Source organism: Rhizobium sp. USDA 3886 (assembly GCF_056279785.1).
Genome location: NZ_JBWCDC010000003.1, coordinates 2,286,436 through 2,302,720 on the forward strand (window position 1 = coordinate 2,286,436; position 16,285 = coordinate 2,302,720).

Below are 16,285 nucleotides of genomic sequence, written 5' to 3' on the forward strand. Positions count from 1 at the left end.
GGTCAAAAGAGGATGAAAACTAGACGCGTGGGGGGCGTGCCGGAGGCTCCAGCAGGGCGGATGCCAAACTTGCGTCATGACCGACCAGGAAGGACGGCGCTTCCGAATAAGAAACCGATAGGCTGGCGGCGTCTGAGGCTTGCACAAGGAGCATGGACGCGCAGATGAGCGCCAACGGGCAATTCTTCGAGCAGTCAATGGGTGGCTGCTTCTCGTCCGGACAGCAAGGCATCTCCTCGGTCGTGGAAGCGGTATCCGCAGACGCCATCTGCATGTCCATGCCTGCCATCGCGGCAGGTGCTGACGAGGCCATCGCGGTTTCCGCCACGCCCATACTCACCGGACCAAGAATGACCCCGAGCATTGCAAGGACGCAAAGCAGGCGTTGAATGGCGGCGACGAACTTCATCTGCCTATACTCGCATGCCACCTTGGCCGAAGAAAGCGGGCTCACGAAAATTTGTGCTATTTCCGATATCCGCGAAGCTCATTGTATTTGGCAATCTGCTCTGGCGTCAGGATCGCTTTTACCTCCAAGTGCGCTGAAAGATGAATCATTCGCAGGCGTGAGCGGCTTTCCTCAGCGTTGTCAATCAGGGCCGGTAGTTGGCTTTCTGCAACCGACCTGTCCTGGAAGACGGCATCAAGCTCGCGCTCGGCCGCCACGAACCTCTGCCCTTCCCGTATCGCGCGACGCTGCATGTCGGCGAATATGAACTGGACGCGATGAAGCTGCTCTTGCGTAAGCCCGATTTCATTTTTCATCGCAAGCAGGTGCGATGGGCCAGGATAGCCGTTCAGCTCCGCAGGTTTCGCAAGGCCCCAACCGCCCCCACGCATCAGTTCGTCGATGTCAGCTTCGGAAAGCGACTTGATCTGGCGTCCAGTCTCTTCGGTGTATGGCGACATCGTGGGGTGCTGGTGCTGTTCAGTCGCGAAGGCGGCATTGGAAAGAAGAACGACGGCGACAGTCGAAACAATATTCATGAGGGTTCCTCAGGTGGACGCCCTCCACTCTTGCCCGCTTTCGCTCCGTGAGACATGATAGCTATCATGTCCGATCTCTTCCTCGACCATTTTGTGGAACTCTCGACAGGCAAAGCAACCTTTGCTGCCGGACAGCACATCTTCAATCAAGGTGACGCGATCACATGGCTGTATCTCATTCAGGCCGGTACAATCCATCTTGTCCGACACCAAGCCGATGGGAACGTCGCCGTGCTTCAGCGGGCCCTGCCAGGTATGGTCCTCGCAGAAGCTTCAGTGTTCTCGTCCCTGTATCATTGCGATGCCGTCGCTGTAACGAATTCGGCGGCGCTGATCGTTCCCGTCAACTCAGTCAGACGGCTCCTGCGGAGTGATCACGCATTCGCAGGAACCTGGGCCTCCTATCTGTCGTATCAGCTGCAACAGGCACGAAAGCGTGCTGAGATCGCGAGCCTCAAAACCGTTGCAGCTCGCTTAAACGCGTGGCTTGCGTGGAATGACGGGGTGCTGCCATCAAAAGGCGAATGGAAAAACCTCGCCGATGAGATCGGAGTGTCGGCGGAAGCACTTTATCGAGAACTGGCAAAGCGCGGCAAATCTTTTTCGCCCAAGACTTCTTGACCTTCCCATGATGGGAAGCCCCACATGTGAATGATCGCAAATTACGGAGACGACCATGTACGAGTTCGACATTCAGAATATGACCTGTGGCCATTGCGCGAGCACAGTCGAAAAAGCAATCAAAGCAGCCGACCCGGAAGCGTCCGCTACCATCGATCTTACGGCCAGGGCTGCCAGAGTGCAGAGCAAGCTCGAACCGGCGGCCATCAACGCTGCCATCGAAAAAGCGGGCTATCCGTCCAGCTTCAAGCACATTTGATTTCCGTAGCGGGCCGCCAAGTTAAACAGGTGTCCCATCGGTTTACTGTCACCGGGGCAACTCATAGGTCTGCGGCGACCGTCGATATGCCTCTTCGCAACGCGGCGAACAAAACCACGGCCCCTGCGGGGCGGCCCGCCTATAGGGTGAATATGGTGCATGCATCTTGCAAACGGGATCGATCCAGGCTGGGTCAGCCGACGGAGCAAGCTCAATCTCATAAAGAGGGGCTTCCCCGGCTACCGATCTAAGCGCCATCATTCCGAGGTCTCGCACCAGGATGCCTCTGGTGACAGCCGCCTCGGCAATGGGTTGAGTGGCAAGCAATTGACCGGGTGATGCGAGCGCGGCGATTCGTGCTGCAATGTTGACGGTCGATCCAAAGAGATCGCCTGCTCTGCGGATGACCGGCCCATGGTTCAGCCCCGTCCGCGTGAGCGGTAGCCGCGGTTCTTTGCGGCATGCCTGCAACAGCGTTCCAAGTACCTGGATCGCTGTATCGGGCTCAGGAAACGAGAGCATTGCCTCATCGCCGATCCATTTGATCGGGGGCTCATAGCCGCTGAGGGCGTCGCGGACCATGCTCTCGAATACCTCAAGTACGTCAAGCGCGGCAGCGTCTCCATACACGTCCGCGATAGCGCTGAATCCCGCGATATCTATGAACGCAACGGTGGCCGGTGCTTTCTCCAGATTCTCTCGCTGCCTCACATCGCTCTCCATGACCCAACGATTTGATCCCTCGCAGTGCCGCATTCTCGCTTGCGTTTGCTTCCTAAGCAACTTCTGGAACTCATCGCCAACAAGACCCCCTTGACCTTCCCATCATGGGAAGGATTACTTATGTATGCAGTTCAATGAGGATCGACCCATGACTGCCATATCACAGATCGAAAAATCGACCGCGCTGCCCATCCCAACGGAGTTCGGGATCGAAGGAATGTCCTGTGCGTCGTGCGTCGTCCGGGTCGAGAAAGCCATCAAATCTGTTCCCGGCGTCAATGCCGCGTCAGTTAACCTTGCGACAGAGCGAGCAACGGTAACTTTCAAGGATGCGGTCGATACCGCTTCCGTCCTGCGGGCCATCGCGGATGCTGGTTATGAAGCAAAGATCGAAACGCAGGAGTTTCTCGTCGAGGGTATGACCTGCGCGTCTTGCGTCTCGCGCGTCGAGCGTGCTCTCAAGGCGGCTCCAGGCGTTACGGAAGCCAACGTCAATCTTGCGACGGAGAAGGCGACAATCCATTATGTCTCAGGCGCAACGACCTCAGCGGCTCTCTCCGCCGCCATCCGCAATGCGGGTTACGAGGCCAAGGCCACCGTCAATGTTGCCCCCGAGGATCAAGAAGATAGGCGCGACGTTGAAATTCGGTCGCTCGGCACACAGCTACTTCTCGCCGCCGCTTTAACGCTGCCGTTGTTCATCGCGGAAATGGGGTCGCACTTCATTCCCGCGATCCATGAATACATCATGGATACAGTCGGAATGCATGAGAGCCTGTATGCCCAGTTCGGGCTGGCAACCATCGTATTGTTTGGCCCGGGGCTTCGTTTCTTCCGCAAGGGTATACCAAACCTCCTGCGTTGGACACCTGATATGAATTCGCTCGTGGTTCTCGGGACAACGGCGGCGTGGGCATATTCGGTCGTCGCAACGTTTCTTCCGAGCGCCCTGCCCGCCGGTACCGTTAATGTCTATTATGAGGCAGCGGCCGTCATCACCACGCTGATCCTCCTGGGTCGGTACCTTGAGGCTCGAGCGAAGGGCAAAACCAGCCAGGCAATCAAGAGGTTGCTCGGCCTTCAGGCCAAGACTGCCTTTGTCGATCATGGCGGTGAATTCGTGGAAATACAGATCAGCGACGTGGTCGTCGGCGACGTCATTCGAATTCGTCCGGGCGAAAAAGTGCCTGTAGACGGCACCGTGGTGTCAGGTGAATCCTACGTCGACGAGGCCATGATCACCGGGGAACCGATACCAGTCTTGAAGACAGCCGATTGCGAAGTGGTCGGCGGCACGATCAACAAGACGGGTTCATTCACGTTCCGGGCGATGAAAGTCGGAAGCGACACCCTGCTCGCGCAGATCATCAAGATGGTCGAGGCAGCGCAGGGCTCTAAACTGCCAATCCAGGCGCTGGTTGACAAGGTCACCGGCTGGTTTGTGCCTGCGGTGATCGCCGCAGCTCTCCTGACGTTCGGCGCTTGGATGGTATTTGGCCCGTCACCGGCTTTGAGCTTTGCGCTGGTCAATGCGGTCGCGGTCCTGATCATTGCCTGCCCCTGCGCCATGGGCCTCGCGACGCCAACCTCGATCATGGTCGGTACCGGACGCGCGGCCGAACTGGGCATCCTGTTCCGCAAGGGCGAAGCCTTACAGGCCCTTCGGGATACACAGATCATCGCAGTCGATAAGACGGGTACACTGACCAAGGGCAAGCCCGAACTCACCGACTTCCAGGTGTTGCCCGGCTATGGCCGTGATGATGTGCTCTCTTGGGTTGCCAGCCTTGAAACCCTCTCCGAGCATCCTATTGCGGAAGCTATTGTTGCAGCAGGAATGGCTAGTGGGCTTCCGAACCTGGAAGTATCTGGTTTCGAGGCATCGCCGGGCTTCGGCGTGCGCGGTATCGTTGCCGGGCGTAAAATTCTCGTCGGTGCTGACCGAGCGCTGGCCCGCGAAGGCATTGAAGTCACAGCCTTCGCCAACCTCGCGAGCGATCTTGGTCGGGAAGGAAAGTCGCCCCTTTACACAGCGGTCGACGGACAGCTGGCAGCCATCATTGCGGTGTCCGATCCAATAAAGGAAACGACGCCAGCCGCAATCCAAGCACTACACGCCCAAGGCTTGAAGATTGCGATGATTACCGGCGACAATCGTCGCACGGCAGAGGCAATTGCCGCGCAGTTGGATATTGATCAGGTTGTCGCGGAGGTTCTTCCGGACGGCAAAGTCGAGGCCGTTAAGCAGCTTCGCAAAAACGGCCAGAAGGTTGCGTTCATCGGCGATGGCATCAACGATGCCCCGGCCCTGTCTGAAGCTGACGTCGGCCTGGCGGTCGGTACCGGCACCGACATAGCCATCGAAAGTGCGGATGTCGTGCTGATATCAGGCGATCTGAGAGCTGTGGCTCGCGCCATTGCACTCAGCCGGGCAACGATCAACAACATCAAGCAGAACCTGTTCTGGGCCTTCGCCTACAACGTCAGCCTGGTGCCGGTCGCAGCAGGTGTCCTGTATCCCGTAAATGGCACCTTGCTTTCGCCGGTATTCGCGGCAGGCGCAATGGCAATGTCTAGCGTCTTCGTCTTGGGCAACGCGCTTCGTTTGCGTCGTTACCAAGCCAACTGATAGCAGAGCTGCATCGCGGATTCCCGGTGCAGCTCCCTCGCATGAAGGAAAATAAGATGAACATCGGACAAGCAGCGAAAGCCAGCGGCGTCTCGGCGAAGATGATCCGCTATTACGAGCAGATCAAGCTTATCACACCACCGCATCGTACGGAATCGAGTTACCGGACCTACGCTGAGAACGACATTCACACGCTCCGCTTCATTCGCCGAGCACGCGATCTCGGGTTTTCGGTTGAACAGATGAAAACCTTGCTCGCGCTGTGGCGAGACCGGTCACGCGCGAGCGCAGATGTAAAGAGCATCGCTCTTGAGCACATTGCTGAACTGGAGCGTAAGGCTGCCGCGATCCAAGCGATGACTGAAACGCTTAAACATCTTGCAAATCATTGCCATGGAGATGACCGGCCAGACTGTCCAATCATCGAGGAGTTCGCGAACTCCGCCCAAAAAGATGATGATCTGCCTGCCATCAATGCTCGTTTTGGAGTGAACGGCTTCAGGACAGAGCAGTCCTCGCCCTGACGACGTTCCATATTAAAGGTTGTCGTCAGAACATCTAATGTGGCTCGCCGTTGTTGCGCTGTATGAAAGGTTAGGTCGGCTGCCGTTGCCGTCACTCCATCCTGAATCGAGAATGGCAGGTCGTACAGGTCTGCAGCATCAGATGAAAGGCGTGCTCGGCCGGTATGGAGGACAACTGCGCCTCGTTCTTGACATGTGTTCCGAGCGGTCCACCGCCCATCGGCTCCCACGGTTTCATGCGCATGCTCTTCGTCATCGCTGCAGGATTTCTGTCGGCGGCTGCGTCTAGTGCGGTCGCGTATGACTTCAGATCGTTCGCCAGACGATCAAACCGCTCGCGCTCTTCGACGATATTTGGTTTTGCCTTCGACTTTGGATTGGCGGCTTCGGCTGCAAAATGGCCGACCAGTACCTCTCCGGATTTGTCGCGAATGGTGTCGGCGGCCCACTTGAACTCGGCTGGAGAGTATGTCGCTGGTTCCTTAAACATTCCGGCGATGGTCTTCGTGGAGGTGGCAATCGCTTTCATATCGGATTGCCTCAGCGCAACGATATCACCAGCAGCAACGACCGCCGACGCAAGCGCAAAGCAACAGGTAATCGCATAGAATAAAACGCCTGGCTTCATTTCAAACTCTTCATTCTTTTCACCAACCAGTCGTGTCCAGGAGGTTCCTGCCTGGATTTAGAAGTCAAAAGGGAGGGCAAAGCGCCCAGCTCCTAACGAAAATGCAAATCAGATGTATCTTCACACACCAAAATTTACGAAAGATTTAGGTTAATTTTATCGATCCCAAATCTGCTTGTTTCGGCCCGAAAGAAGAAAGCTTAGGTTGCACCACACGCCCTCTGGCGTGCCCCAGTCTTTTCAGTGACAGCCACGGATCGTCACAATGAACACCATTGCCCATTCAGATTCTGCGTATTTCCCATCAGCGCGAAGTCTCTCATCTCAAACCATAGAGAAGGTGCAATCCAGGGCGGTTGGTCCCGATGTTCTCCGATCATTGGCGATCCTTCTCGTCATGCTCGTGCACCTCCCTATCGAGGCGACACCGTCGATGCTGGTCGGCGTCCGCAATTATGCATGGGTGGGCGTCGATATTTTCTTCGTTCTGAGCGGATTTCTGATCGGAACCCAACTCTTCAAAGAGATTTCACGGACAGGAGGCGTGGATTTGAAGTCCTTCTATCTCCGTCGCGCCTTCCGTATTTTTCCAGCGTTTTTCGTTGTTCTCGGCCTCTACGCAATTTTTCCCATTCTCCGGGACGCGCCGACGATGCAATCGATCTGGAGTTTTGCGACCTTCACTGTGAACTTTGACTTCGACCCGCGCATAGGACGGGCCTTTACACAGGCTTGGTCGCTTTGCGTCGAGGAGCACTTCTATCTGGTCCTGCCGCTCCTCGTGTTGATGTTGCACCGCCGGATCAGCATTGGGCTGGACGCTTCTTATCGCTGCGGCAATGATGATTGCGGGAATGATCCTTCGGCACACGATCTGGGAAAGCCAAGTCGGCGTTCTTGTCGATGCCGACAAGCTAAGAGATGCCTTCGCCGTCTATCTCCGGGACGTGTATTATCCGACATACACCCGCCTGGATGGCTTAATGTTCGGTGTGGTCCTTGCTGCCGCCAGATTTTTCAAGCCGGAACTATGCAAGCGTTACGCGCCTCCGCGTATTGCCCTGCCGTTAGGTATTGCTCTCGTCGTGGCCGCTCTTGTCCTGTTTTCGATTCGAGGGCCACTTGCCGAAACAAATCTCTTTCTCGTCTTTCAGGCGCAGCTTGGTTCGGTTGCTGGCTTCCCGCTCATTTCAATCGGTATCGCTCTCATTCTCGGCGCTATGCTCGACCTGGAGCAGGTCATGAGACGATGGCCGGTTCCGGGTGCCATGGTCGTCGCCACCTTGTCATACAGCCTTTATCTGACCCACAAGTCGGCCTTCCATGTCGACAGGCTTATCTTTGGGGAAGCGAACCTCCAGGGCGGTTCCGGCTTCGTGGTCTATCTGGTCACCAGCTTCGCCGTAGCAATTGTGCTGTGGTTCTGTGTGGAGAGGAGCTTTCTCCGGCTTCGGGATCACATTCTCTCACCGAGCAAATGACTTAGACTTGCCAGCTTCGATCACAACTCAAGGCTGGCAAGAGTCAGTTTTTCGCGAAGTTCTTTGCAACAGCTCCGAATTGGGCCAGCGGTAGACCGTCGCTCCTGTCGCGTTTGGCATTATTCTTATCAACTCGGGTGACAGCAATCCACGAACGATCCCTACTGCAACCGAAGTGCGAGAACCCCCCTACACGCCCTCAGCAGATCGGAACCTTCGACAGGTCTACTGATGTTTCTCCCGAAATCGAGCATGACATGCTTTGCAAGTTTGGAGCATCAGGTGGAACAAGTGTTCTGCAGGGATCGAGCCAAGCATCTCAGCCGAGACGTCCGTGCCGAAAGGGCCGCCGCTCATCGGCTTTCCAGGCTTCATCCGCATGTCGTTGGTCATCTCGGCCGGATTTTTCTGCGCCGCCGCTCCCAATGCATCGGCGTACGCCTTGAGATCGTCGGCAAGTCGGGCGAAGCGATCCCTATCCTCAAGGATATTTGCTTTGGCGTCGGACCCCGTCGCCGGAATTTCGAAACTGAAGTGCTCGATGATGGTCTGCCCAGACTTGGCGCTGATCGTCTGGGCAGCGTTACTAAGCGCTTTTGCGTCATAAGTGGTCGGATCGAGAAACATGTCAGAGATCGCCTTAGCCGCCGCCGAGATGTCTTTCATATCCTGCTTTCGCAGCGGGACCAGGTCACTTCCGGAAAAGCTTGCGTCGGCTAAAGAGCCCACTCCAATGACTAGAACGAGAAGTATAAAAAACCGCGCCCGCAACAGTCTCATAAGGATCACCGGTTCGCCCAAGAGAATAGATGCGCGATATAAGCTATTTGCAGTTTGGTAATATTATGATTTTGTCAGAGGAGGCGGCAGCCGCCTCCTCTGAGTGCAGCATTTAAGCCGCCATTTTCTCGCAGCTTTCCGCGCAACGACGGCACGCACCGACACAGCTGTCCATATCGCCGACGCGTTCGCAATCAGCAGCGCACTGCCTGCAGATTTCTGCGCATTCACGGCAGGTGTGCTTGTGGTGCTCTGTGCCGATCAGCATAAAATGCGCCGACGTCCGGCAGATTTCAGCGCACGCCATCATCAGTCGAAAGTGCTCTGGTTTCGTATGCTCACCGCCCATTGCCAAGCAGTGTGTCATCGCCATCGACAGACATTCCTGATAACAGGCGAGGCAGTTGTCGATGCACTCCTTCATCTCGGGAGATACGTTATGCATGGTCGGGTCTCCTGTTACTTTGCTTCCTTGTCGAGCCACTTGGTCATGTCGATGATCTCTTTCTTCTGAGCATCGATGACCATCTGAGCCATCTCCTTGGCTTCCTTGTTGTCGCCGTACTTCAGCTCGACCTCAGACATGCTGATCGCACCCATGTGATGGGCGATCATGCCGCAGATGAAGGAGACGTCGGCGTCCTTCTTCATCATTCCCTGCATCATGTTCATGTGCATGGACTTCATTCCGTCCATCGATGCCTTTCGATAGTCGGTCATCTCCCCTTTGGGCATGTCGCCCGTCTTCATATCCCCACCCATGGACATGCCCATCTTCGACATGTCCATTCCTTCAGTCTTGCACTTTTCGGGATAGGCCATTTCCTGGGCCGATGCCGCAAGTGGAGTCAGCGACAGCAGAGCAGTTGCGCCGATCATGGCGATCGAAGTTTTCACGAAAACATTCATTGGATTCTCCTTTTGAGATCATTTGATGTTTGAAGACCTTCAGACGCCGGTAGCCTTCGGCGGTGGGTCAATCGGCCTGATCAGGAGAAGCGGACTGGAGGTGGCAACCGATGGGCGAACGACGAGCGGCTCCGAAAGTGGCTGCGCGGCGGTTGGAAGTGTGGGCATGATCGGGCAGCAGTGCATGCTCACGCAGCACAGTCCCGGGAGACGATCCAGCTGATGACTTTGCGAGTGACCCGCAGGCACACGCAGAGAAATGCAGCCTTCATCGCCTGCATTGGCGAGGCGGCCCGGAATGTTGACTAAGGTCAACGCCACCAGCAGCACGACGGCTAGACGGCAGATTTTACTCCAGCTGACCATACGTCGAGATTCCCTTCCGCCGGAGAACTCTCGCGGTAGAAAGATGTTCCGCTACCCTCTGTAATTGGGCCAGCCGTGCGAGAAGGCAACCGCTTAAAAGTACCCTTAACCGAAGTTCAATGGACGTGCGGTACGACTGGTGGCGTTGGGGGATTGATATGACGCCGCGCTACTCACTTTCGCAGATTGTGCTCCATTGGGCTGTGGCCGTGCTGGTACCCATCCAGTATTGGACCGGCGGAAGCATCGAGCGGACGCATCACGCGGTTCACATGGGCCTGTCCCCAGACCCATGGGACGTGATCCAGCATCAGATTCACAACTATGCGGGGATCATTATCGGGGCGCTTATGGTTGCGCGGCTCACGCTTCGCATATTTGACCGAGGACCTTTGAGGATATCCGCGCGGGGTGCGGTGGATCGACTTGCACAAGCGATGCATTTTGCATTCTACGCAGCGGTTATCGCTCAAGCAGCTATGGGCTTCGTTGCAAGCTATTTCTGGTTCGGGATCGGTTCATTCCATGTTCTGGGCTCGCGCATTATTCTCGGGCTGCTGGCACTGCATATTGCTGCAGCTGCGTGGCACACTTTTGTTTGGCGCGACGAAACGGTCGACCGGATGATCATTCCCAAACGCACGACCTCCTGAATTACGCCATCAATTTCAGAGTGGCCAAAACCAGAACCAAGTAGCGCCCCGTTTTTGCGAAGAATACCAAGATTGTGAATGTCAGAAGCGGTTCGCGCAATACGCCCGCTACGACTGTCAGGGCGTCTCCAAAGAGCGGCATCCACGACAGTAACAGCGACCATTTTCCATACTGTCGATACCAACGCGACGACCGTTCAAGAGCCTTTTCACTCACCGGGAACCACCGTCGATCCCGAAATTGCTCGATCCCTCGCCCGAGGAACCAGTTCAAAATGCTACCTAGAGTATTGCCGACGCTGGCGACAACCAGAAGGGCAGGCCAAGGAAACTTGCCAGTTAAAATTAATCCGACAAGCACTGGCTCCGACTGCATCGGCAATACCGACGCCGCGCCCAATGCCGCGAAAAACAGTCCCAGGTAGGTGGAGATGTCGATCAATATGGGCGTTCAGCCTTCGAGGACAGACCAGAAGAAGCTGCAGAAAAATTTTTGAACTTCATTTCAGCCTGGCGGCTCCCGCAGAAAGGACTGGCTCGTTTCTGTAATAAGTCCGCTTCAGAGATGAACAGGGTGATTGCGACCAACCTCAGGGCGCTTCTGACGGAAGATCCTTATCCGCAATCCAATTCTTGAATTTGCGTTCAGATTGTAGTTTCCTTTCCCTCGCCTGCAACTCCGCCTGTGTCATCGCAGCTTTCGTTGCGCATTGAGCAAAGGAGAGATGCGACTTTGTTTTCTCATCCCTTCGAATCTTTTCCAGCATTTTTTCCACTGAGCGGAGCGCGATATCTGTCGGCATGCCACTGAGCCTCAGACTGTTCTCCGCTGCAACACGGGCGTCATTATACCGAGAACGTCCAATCAACGCTCGACAGTTGTAGACAGTCGCCAAGTGGCGATAGGCAGCTCCTACATAGCCGCGATAAGCCTCATCATACCCCTGATCAGCAAAGGCTGGGATCGCAGAAGACGACGATATCAAGCAAACAGATAGAAAGGTCTTCATCAAAAGGTTCCGGCGCTGAAAAGCTCAGCTGCTAACTAAATGAGATTGAATTATGGCAGCTACGTTGGTCTCGACCCTGGATACTTCGCACGACAACGCTCGACCTTCCAATGGTAGGAATGCTTACCAGACGAACGAGTGCTGTTCGCGCCACAGAAACGACGCGAATCGTTGGCAGCTATTCGTCGCAATTGAAAATCGACTGCTTTGATAGTAGTCGACGGAGCATGGGCAAAATGTACCGAATCGCAATGAGCAAACTGCTCTTGATTGTGCGGCTGGCGATCATCGTATCGCTGGCAGGCTACAGCTTGTCCAATGCGAACGCGGCCATGCACGGCACGGCATTTCCTGAGTTCGAGCAAGCCGCTTCGCAAGCCATGCAGAACGGCGATCGTGACATGAAGCAAATGTCTCCCCACGGTCACTCAGGCGATCATGCTGCTGGTGACAAAGACGGTACCAAATTGGTGAAGCAGGAATGCTGCAGCGATTTCTGCGGCGGGCTTGGCATGATTTGTGAAGGCCCCGACGTCGGCGGACCGGTTGTGACCTCGATCCGGCAGTTCATCGACGATCAGCAAACCTTTGGCGAGCTGCCGCCCCTTCACCGTCCCCCGAATATCTGAATAGAGACTAACCCGCATTGGCGGGTCCGCAGGGCATTCCCGGTATCACCGGGTCTGCCGCTCGAAGTCTATTATTCGGATTTTCAAAAATGAGACCTTCCATATTGGTGGTGGGGCTGCCGCTTATCATAGGTGGCTGCGCATCCACATTACCTCCCGATGTCATTGCATCGACGGACGTTGAACAGACGTATTCTGTGCGTCCGGTTCGATATCACTCGCCCATTTCCGGCTATGTTTCCCGTCAACCGGTCGACCCCAAACCCTGGCGTCAGCAGAATGAGCAGCAGCCTCCGAAGACCGGAGATGCGTCATGATCACGATCAGGAAACTTGCGGCCGTCGCGACCCTTCCCGTTGTTTTGGCGAGCTGTGTGAGCGGAGCCGACTACGCAAAGCGCGACGCGGGCTTCAGCACCGTCGCGGCGACAACCTCGACGGTAACCGCCAAGCAGACCGTCTGGGTACAAAATCAGCAACAGGCTCAGGCAGCCTCTGCCGAAGTGAAGACGCTTCTTGCCCGCAAGAAGTCACTCGACGCCGAAACCGCCGTCCAGATCGCCCTGCTCAACAACAAAGGTCTGCAAGCGGCGTATGCCGATCTCGGCGACAGCGCGGCCGACGCCTGGCAGTCGACGCTGTTCATCAACCCGACCGTCGCCATCGGCACGACAGGCATAGGGACGCCGGAACTGGAGGCGTTCAAGACGATCGAAGGGATGATCACGACGAACATCCTGGCGCTCGCGACGAAGAACCGGGACGTGGCGATCGCCGACACCCGCTTCCGCCAGGCGCAGTTGACCGCGGCGGTGAAGACCCTCCAGCTCGCCGCCGAGACGCGGCGTGCCTTTATCGGCGCGGTGGCGGCCTGGGAAACCGTCGGGCAGCTCCAGCGTGCCCAGGCAGCAGCCGACGCCGCTTCCGAGCTGGCCGAGAAGCTGGGCGAGACCGGTGCGATGGCCAAGGGCGCCCAGGCCCGCGAACATGTGTTCGTCGCCGAACTCGCCGCAGAAACGGCGAAGGCCCGCCTGGCGGCCCGTCTCGCCAAGGAGGAGCTGACACGGCTGATGGGTCTGTGGGGCTCCGACCTGGACTACCAGGTTCCCAACACCCTGCCACCGCTACCCAAGGCCGTCGTCCGGCGCGACACCATCGAGGCCGAAGCCCTCCGAAACCGGATCGACCTGCAGGTCGCGAAGCTCGAACTGGAGGCCACCGCCAGGTCCCATGGGCTCACCGAAGCCACACGGTACGTCACCGACCTCGAAATCCTGACGGGCTTCGAAACGGAACAGGAAATCGAGGACGACGAGAAGAAGACAAGGACGACGGCTCAGGTCGAGCTGGAGTTCGCGATCCCGATCTTCGACACCGGCAAGGCCCGCATGCGCAAGGCCGAGGTGGCCTACATGCGGGCGGCAAACCAGCTCGCCGAGAAGGCCGTCAATGTCCGCTCGCAAGCACGGTCCGCCTATGAGGCCTACCGCTCGAACTACGACATCGCGCGGCACTACCGCAACGACGTCGTGCCGCTGCGCACCAAGGTCGAAGAAGAATCCCTGCTGACCTACAACGGCATGATCACCAACACCTTCGAGCTGCTGACCGACACCCGCGACAAAATCAACGCCATGCTGCTTTCCGTCAATGCGAAGCGCGACTTCTGGCTCGCCGAAGCCAACCTCGCGCCGGCGATCTACGGCGGCGGCGCGACGAACGCCTCGGCAGAGACCGAGGTCACCGCTGCTGCCGAAAGCAGCGGTGGCGGCGGCCATTGAGAAAGGAACTCACCATGTTCAACAGACGACAACTGTTCGGTGCGAGCGCGGCGCTGCTGGCGGCCGGCGCCTGGACAAAGACATCGGCGATGGGTCTGCCCGACGCCCCGACAATGGCATCGGCCGACATGCAGCCGCCGCTCCACCCGGCCTCGGGTCCGGACTACCAGCCGGTGGTCACCCTCAACGGCTGGACCCTGCCTCACCGGATGAACAACGGCGTCAAGGAGTTCCACCTCGTCGCCGAACCGGTCGAGCGCGAGATGGCCGACGGCATGACCGCATATTTATGGGGTTACAACGGACAGTCGCCCGGCCCGACGATCGAGGCCGTCGAAGGCGACCGCGTCCGCATCTTCGTCACCAACAAGCTGCCGGAGCACACGACGATCCACTGGCACGGCATGCTCGTGCCGTCGGGCATGGACGGCGTCGGCGGCCTGACGCAGCCGCACATCCCTGTCGGCAAGACCTACGTCTACGAGTTCGACCTCGTGAAGTCCGGCACCTTCATGTACCACCCGCACTCCGACGAGATGGTGCAGATGGCCATGGGCATGATGGGCTTCTTCGTCGTCCATCCCAAGGATCCGAAGTTCATGCGCGTCGACCGCGACTTCGTCTTCCTGCTCAACGCCTACGACATCGATCCCGGCTCCTACGTGCCGCGCATCATGGAGATGACCGACTTCAACATGTGGTGCTGGAACAGCCGCGTGTTTCCGGACATCAGCCCCCTGGTGGTTTCCAGGAACGACCGCGTTCGCGTCCGCGTCGGCAACCTGACGATGACGAACCACCCGATCCACATGCATGGCTACGATTTCGAAGTGACATGTACCGACGGTGGCTGGGTGCGGCCGGAAGCGCGATGGCCGGAGGTGAGCATCGACATTCCGGTCGGCGCGATGCGCGCCTACGAGTTCGACGCCAAGTATCTCGGCGACTGGGCGATCCATTGCCACAAGTCGCACCACACGATGAACGCCATGGGTCACGACATTCCGACCTTCATCGGTGCGGACAAGTCGAAGGTCGCCGAGAAGATCAAGAAGCTGCAGCCGGACTATATGCCCATGGGCACCAAGGGCATGGCCGACATGGGCGAAATGGAAATGCCCATTCCCGAGAACACCGTTCCGATGATGACCGGCTGGGGGCCGCACGGCCCCATCGAGATGGGCGGCATGTTCTCGGTCGTGAAGGTCCGCGAGGGCATCTCGGCGGACGATTACGCCGATCCGGGCTGGTACGAAAACCCGCCCGGAACGCAGGCCTGGGAATGGACCGGCGAACTGCCGGAGGCGACCAAGGCCAAGGACGCGAAGACGCACATCACCCCGAAGCCGACAAACGGCTGAGGCTCAATCTTCCACATCAAAAAAGGATTTACCGATGAAGAACTATCTGTTGGCACTGGCGCTGGTCGCCCTTGCAACCCCAGCCTTGGCGAGCGGCAATCATGCCGGCGGCCACGCTGAGAAAATGGCCATCGGCGAACCTGGCGATAAAGCCAAGGCCACGCAGACGATCCGCGTCACGATGAAGGAAACCGACGATGGCAAGATGATATTCACTCCCGCCGTCTTCAACGTCCGCAAGGGCCAGACGGTCAAGATCGCGATCAAGAATGCCGGGACGGTCGACCACGAGTTCGTGCTCGATCAGGAAGACAAGATCCTTGAGCACAAGGCGGTCATGGAAAAGTTCCCGGAGATGGAACACGACGATCCGAATTCGATCCGACTTCCGGCCGGCCAATCCGGCGAGATCGTCTGGAAGTTCACCACCGACGGCCAGTTCAAGTTCGCCTGCCTGATCCCCGGCCACTACGAGGCTGGCATGCATGGCGACGTCACCGTCGCCGGGAAATAATCGAAACCAAGGAGACACAGAGATGAGAACCGCAATGAAACTCGGCCTTGCCGCCCTGCTTTCGGCCAGCGCAGCCTTCGGTGCGTTTGCCCAGGAGTTCACCAAGGGCGTCGTCAACAAGGTCGACACCAAGGCCAACAAGGTCACCATCAAGCATGAGGACCTGAAGAGCCTCGACATGCCTGCGATGACGATGGTCTTCCGCGTCGAAGACCCGGCTCTGCTCAAAAGGCTGAAGGAAGGTTCGAACATCGAGTTCGTTGCCGAACGCGTGAAGGGCAAGCTGACCGTCACCGAGGTAAAGTAAACCAGCCTCCCGCCGCCCGGAGGCGACTATATACGCGGCCGTTACTGGCGGCCGCGTAACCTTATCCACATCAACTGTGACAACGAGCGCGTCCGTTATAAAACACGCAGGCGCAATCGAATAC

At 57.3% G+C, this 16,285-nt stretch carries 21 protein-coding genes and 1 pseudogene; 13 read left to right on the top strand and 9 right to left on the bottom strand.

What is annotated here, in order from left to right; genetic code table 11:
- Nucleotides 1-19: 19 nt before the first annotated feature.
- Nucleotides 20-409, bottom strand: a complete 390-nt coding sequence (locus tag ACZ9BX_RS33910; protein ID WP_476222754.1) for a hypothetical protein — start codon at nucleotides 407-409, stop codon at nucleotides 20-22.
- A 56-nt stretch (nucleotides 410-465) separates the two neighbouring features.
- Nucleotides 466-987, bottom strand: coding sequence for a Spy/CpxP family protein refolding chaperone (locus ACZ9BX_RS33915; RefSeq protein WP_476222756.1), 522 nt, complete (start codon nucleotides 985-987; stop codon nucleotides 466-468).
- A 66-nt stretch (nucleotides 988-1,053) separates the two neighbouring features.
- Between ACZ9BX_RS33915 and ACZ9BX_RS33920 the strand changes: the two genes are divergently transcribed.
- Nucleotides 1,054-1,608, top strand: a complete 555-nt coding sequence (locus tag ACZ9BX_RS33920) for a Crp/Fnr family transcriptional regulator (protein ID WP_476222757.1) — start codon at nucleotides 1,054-1,056, stop codon at nucleotides 1,606-1,608.
- Nucleotides 1,609-1,663: 55 nt separating this feature from the next.
- Nucleotides 1,664-1,867 carry a heavy-metal-associated domain-containing protein gene (locus tag ACZ9BX_RS33925; RefSeq protein WP_476222759.1) on the top strand — a complete coding sequence of 68 codons (204 nt, stop codon included), beginning with the start codon at nucleotides 1,664-1,666 and terminating at the stop codon, nucleotides 1,865-1,867.
- A 48-nt stretch (nucleotides 1,868-1,915) separates the two neighbouring features.
- On the opposite strand, the gene ACZ9BX_RS33930 is transcribed toward ACZ9BX_RS33925, so the two are convergent.
- A complete protein-coding gene (locus ACZ9BX_RS33930) occupies nucleotides 1,916-2,578 on the bottom strand; it encodes an adenylate/guanylate cyclase domain-containing protein (RefSeq protein WP_476222760.1) in 663 nt (220 codons plus the stop codon).
- 160 nt (nucleotides 2,579-2,738) lie between these two features.
- Between ACZ9BX_RS33930 and ACZ9BX_RS33935 the strand changes: the two genes are divergently transcribed.
- Together ACZ9BX_RS33935 and cueR are read left to right on the top strand one after the other, a co-directional pair.
- On the top strand, nucleotides 2,739-5,219 hold the full coding sequence (locus tag ACZ9BX_RS33935; RefSeq protein ID WP_476223115.1) for a heavy metal translocating P-type ATPase: 2,481 nt from the start codon (nucleotides 2,739-2,741) through the stop codon (nucleotides 5,217-5,219).
- 56 nt (nucleotides 5,220-5,275) lie between these two features.
- Entirely contained in the window at nucleotides 5,276-5,743 is a 468-nt protein-coding gene (gene cueR, locus ACZ9BX_RS33940; RefSeq protein ID WP_476222761.1) for a Cu(I)-responsive transcriptional regulator, read from the top strand.
- A gap of 91 nt (nucleotides 5,744-5,834) precedes the next feature.
- Here cueR and ACZ9BX_RS33945 read toward each other — a convergent pair whose 3' ends face one another.
- Entirely contained in the window at nucleotides 5,835-6,371 is a 537-nt protein-coding gene (locus ACZ9BX_RS33945; RefSeq protein ID WP_476222762.1) for a c-type cytochrome, read from the bottom strand.
- 397 nt (nucleotides 6,372-6,768) lie between these two features.
- Between ACZ9BX_RS33945 and ACZ9BX_RS33950 the strand changes: the two are divergent.
- A pseudogene (locus tag ACZ9BX_RS33950) lies at nucleotides 6,769-7,113 on the top strand (acyltransferase family protein); the annotation flags it as partial.
- A 97-nt stretch (nucleotides 7,114-7,210) separates the two neighbouring features.
- On the top strand, nucleotides 7,211-7,852 hold the full coding sequence (locus ACZ9BX_RS33955; protein WP_476223139.1) for an acyltransferase family protein: 642 nt from the start codon (nucleotides 7,211-7,213) through the stop codon (nucleotides 7,850-7,852).
- Nucleotides 7,853-8,077: 225 nt separating this feature from the next.
- On the opposite strand, the gene ACZ9BX_RS33960 is transcribed toward ACZ9BX_RS33955, so the two are convergent.
- From ACZ9BX_RS33960 to ACZ9BX_RS33970, 3 genes are all read right to left on the bottom strand, one after another.
- Nucleotides 8,078-8,632 (bottom strand): cytochrome c, encoded by a 555-nt coding sequence (locus ACZ9BX_RS33960; protein WP_476222763.1) that lies wholly within the window; start codon nucleotides 8,630-8,632, stop codon nucleotides 8,078-8,080.
- Between the two features lie 112 nt (nucleotides 8,633-8,744).
- The gene (locus ACZ9BX_RS33965) at nucleotides 8,745-9,077 is read right to left on the bottom strand and encodes a four-helix bundle copper-binding protein (RefSeq protein ID WP_476222764.1); all 333 of its coding nucleotides are present in this window, start codon (nucleotides 9,075-9,077) and stop codon (nucleotides 8,745-8,747) included.
- Nucleotides 9,078-9,091: 14 nt separating this feature from the next.
- Complete coding sequence (locus ACZ9BX_RS33970) at nucleotides 9,092-9,511, bottom strand: DUF305 domain-containing protein (RefSeq protein ID WP_476223116.1); 420 nt, start codon at nucleotides 9,509-9,511, stop codon at nucleotides 9,092-9,094.
- 554 nt (nucleotides 9,512-10,065) lie between these two features.
- Between ACZ9BX_RS33970 and ACZ9BX_RS33975 the strand changes: the two genes are divergently transcribed.
- A complete protein-coding gene (locus ACZ9BX_RS33975; RefSeq protein ID WP_476222766.1) occupies nucleotides 10,066-10,560 on the top strand; it encodes a cytochrome b in 495 nt (164 codons plus the stop codon).
- A gap of 1 nt (nucleotide 10,561) precedes the next feature.
- Here the strand turns inward: ACZ9BX_RS33975 and ACZ9BX_RS33980 are convergent, their stop codons facing one another.
- Both ACZ9BX_RS33980 and ACZ9BX_RS33985 read right to left on the bottom strand, forming a co-directional pair.
- A complete protein-coding gene (locus tag ACZ9BX_RS33980) occupies nucleotides 10,562-11,002 on the bottom strand; it encodes a YqaA family protein (protein ID WP_476222768.1) in 441 nt (146 codons plus the stop codon).
- Nucleotides 11,003-11,150: 148 nt separating this feature from the next.
- Complete coding sequence (locus ACZ9BX_RS33985; protein WP_476222769.1) at nucleotides 11,151-11,570, bottom strand: hypothetical protein; 420 nt, start codon at nucleotides 11,568-11,570, stop codon at nucleotides 11,151-11,153.
- Between the two features lie 227 nt (nucleotides 11,571-11,797).
- Here ACZ9BX_RS33985 and ACZ9BX_RS33990 point away from each other — a divergent pair, with 227 nt between their 5' ends.
- The 6 genes from ACZ9BX_RS33990 (at nucleotide 11,798) to ACZ9BX_RS34015 (ending at nucleotide 16,161) form a co-directional block, all read left to right on the top strand.
- Complete coding sequence (locus ACZ9BX_RS33990) at nucleotides 11,798-12,199, top strand: hypothetical protein (RefSeq protein ID WP_476222770.1); 402 nt, start codon at nucleotides 11,798-11,800, stop codon at nucleotides 12,197-12,199.
- Between the two features lie 89 nt (nucleotides 12,200-12,288).
- The gene (locus tag ACZ9BX_RS33995) at nucleotides 12,289-12,516 is read left to right on the top strand and encodes a hypothetical protein (protein ID WP_476216729.1); all 228 of its coding nucleotides are present in this window, start codon (nucleotides 12,289-12,291) and stop codon (nucleotides 12,514-12,516) included.
- Nucleotides 12,513-13,979, top strand: coding sequence for a TolC family protein (locus tag ACZ9BX_RS34000; protein WP_476222771.1), 1,467 nt, complete (start codon nucleotides 12,513-12,515; stop codon nucleotides 13,977-13,979). Before ACZ9BX_RS33995 ends, ACZ9BX_RS34000 begins: the two co-directional genes overlap by 4 nt.
- A 14-nt stretch (nucleotides 13,980-13,993) precedes the next feature.
- A complete protein-coding gene (locus ACZ9BX_RS34005) occupies nucleotides 13,994-15,340 on the top strand; it encodes a multicopper oxidase family protein (RefSeq protein ID WP_476222773.1) in 1,347 nt (448 codons plus the stop codon).
- 34 nt (nucleotides 15,341-15,374) lie between these two features.
- Nucleotides 15,375-15,854 (top strand): cupredoxin domain-containing protein, encoded by a 480-nt coding sequence (locus tag ACZ9BX_RS34010; protein WP_132568657.1) that lies wholly within the window; start codon nucleotides 15,375-15,377, stop codon nucleotides 15,852-15,854.
- 22 nt (nucleotides 15,855-15,876) lie between these two features.
- A complete protein-coding gene (locus ACZ9BX_RS34015; RefSeq protein WP_476222774.1) occupies nucleotides 15,877-16,161 on the top strand; it encodes a copper-binding protein in 285 nt (94 codons plus the stop codon).
- The last annotated feature ends 124 nt before the right edge of the window (nucleotides 16,162-16,285 follow it).

Excerpts from the sequence above, each read along its gene's own strand:
- ACZ9BX_RS33910 (WP_476222754.1), bottom strand. The coding sequence starts at position 409 with ATGAAGTTCGTCGCCGCCATTCAACGCCTGCTTTGCGTCCTTGCAATG.
- ACZ9BX_RS33915 (WP_476222756.1), bottom strand. The coding sequence starts at position 987 with ATGAATATTGTTTCGACTGTCGCCGTCGTTCTTCTTTCCAATGCCGCC.
- ACZ9BX_RS33920 (WP_476222757.1), top strand. The coding sequence starts at position 1,054 with ATGTCCGATCTCTTCCTCGACCATTTTGTGGAACTCTCGACAGGCAAA.
- ACZ9BX_RS33925 (WP_476222759.1), top strand. The coding sequence starts at position 1,664 with ATGTACGAGTTCGACATTCAGAATATGACCTGTGGCCATTGCGCGAGC.
- ACZ9BX_RS33935 (WP_476223115.1), top strand. The coding sequence starts at position 2,739 with ATGACTGCCATATCACAGATCGAAAAATCGACCGCGCTGCCCATCCCA.
- cueR (WP_476222761.1), top strand. The coding sequence starts at position 5,276 with ATGAACATCGGACAAGCAGCGAAAGCCAGCGGCGTCTCGGCGAAGATG.
- ACZ9BX_RS33945 (WP_476222762.1), bottom strand. The coding sequence starts at position 6,371 with ATGAAGCCAGGCGTTTTATTCTATGCGATTACCTGTTGCTTTGCGCTT.
- ACZ9BX_RS33955 (WP_476223139.1), top strand. The coding sequence starts at position 7,211 with ATGATGATTGCGGGAATGATCCTTCGGCACACGATCTGGGAAAGCCAA.
- ACZ9BX_RS33960 (WP_476222763.1), bottom strand. The coding sequence starts at position 8,632 with ATGAGACTGTTGCGGGCGCGGTTTTTTATACTTCTCGTTCTAGTCATT.
- ACZ9BX_RS33965 (WP_476222764.1), bottom strand. The coding sequence starts at position 9,077 with ATGCATAACGTATCTCCCGAGATGAAGGAGTGCATCGACAACTGCCTC.
- ACZ9BX_RS33970 (WP_476223116.1), bottom strand. The coding sequence starts at position 9,511 with ATGATCGGCGCAACTGCTCTGCTGTCGCTGACTCCACTTGCGGCATCG.
- ACZ9BX_RS33975 (WP_476222766.1), top strand. The coding sequence starts at position 10,066 with ATGACGCCGCGCTACTCACTTTCGCAGATTGTGCTCCATTGGGCTGTG.
- ACZ9BX_RS33985 (WP_476222769.1), bottom strand. The coding sequence starts at position 11,570 with ATGAAGACCTTTCTATCTGTTTGCTTGATATCGTCGTCTTCTGCGATC.
- ACZ9BX_RS33990 (WP_476222770.1), top strand. The coding sequence starts at position 11,798 with ATGGGCAAAATGTACCGAATCGCAATGAGCAAACTGCTCTTGATTGTG.
- ACZ9BX_RS33995 (WP_476216729.1), top strand. The coding sequence starts at position 12,289 with ATGAGACCTTCCATATTGGTGGTGGGGCTGCCGCTTATCATAGGTGGC.
- ACZ9BX_RS34000 (WP_476222771.1), top strand. The coding sequence starts at position 12,513 with ATGATCACGATCAGGAAACTTGCGGCCGTCGCGACCCTTCCCGTTGTT.
- ACZ9BX_RS34005 (WP_476222773.1), top strand. The coding sequence starts at position 13,994 with ATGTTCAACAGACGACAACTGTTCGGTGCGAGCGCGGCGCTGCTGGCG.
- ACZ9BX_RS34010 (WP_132568657.1), top strand. The coding sequence starts at position 15,375 with ATGAAGAACTATCTGTTGGCACTGGCGCTGGTCGCCCTTGCAACCCCA.
- ACZ9BX_RS34015 (WP_476222774.1), top strand. The coding sequence starts at position 15,877 with ATGAGAACCGCAATGAAACTCGGCCTTGCCGCCCTGCTTTCGGCCAGC.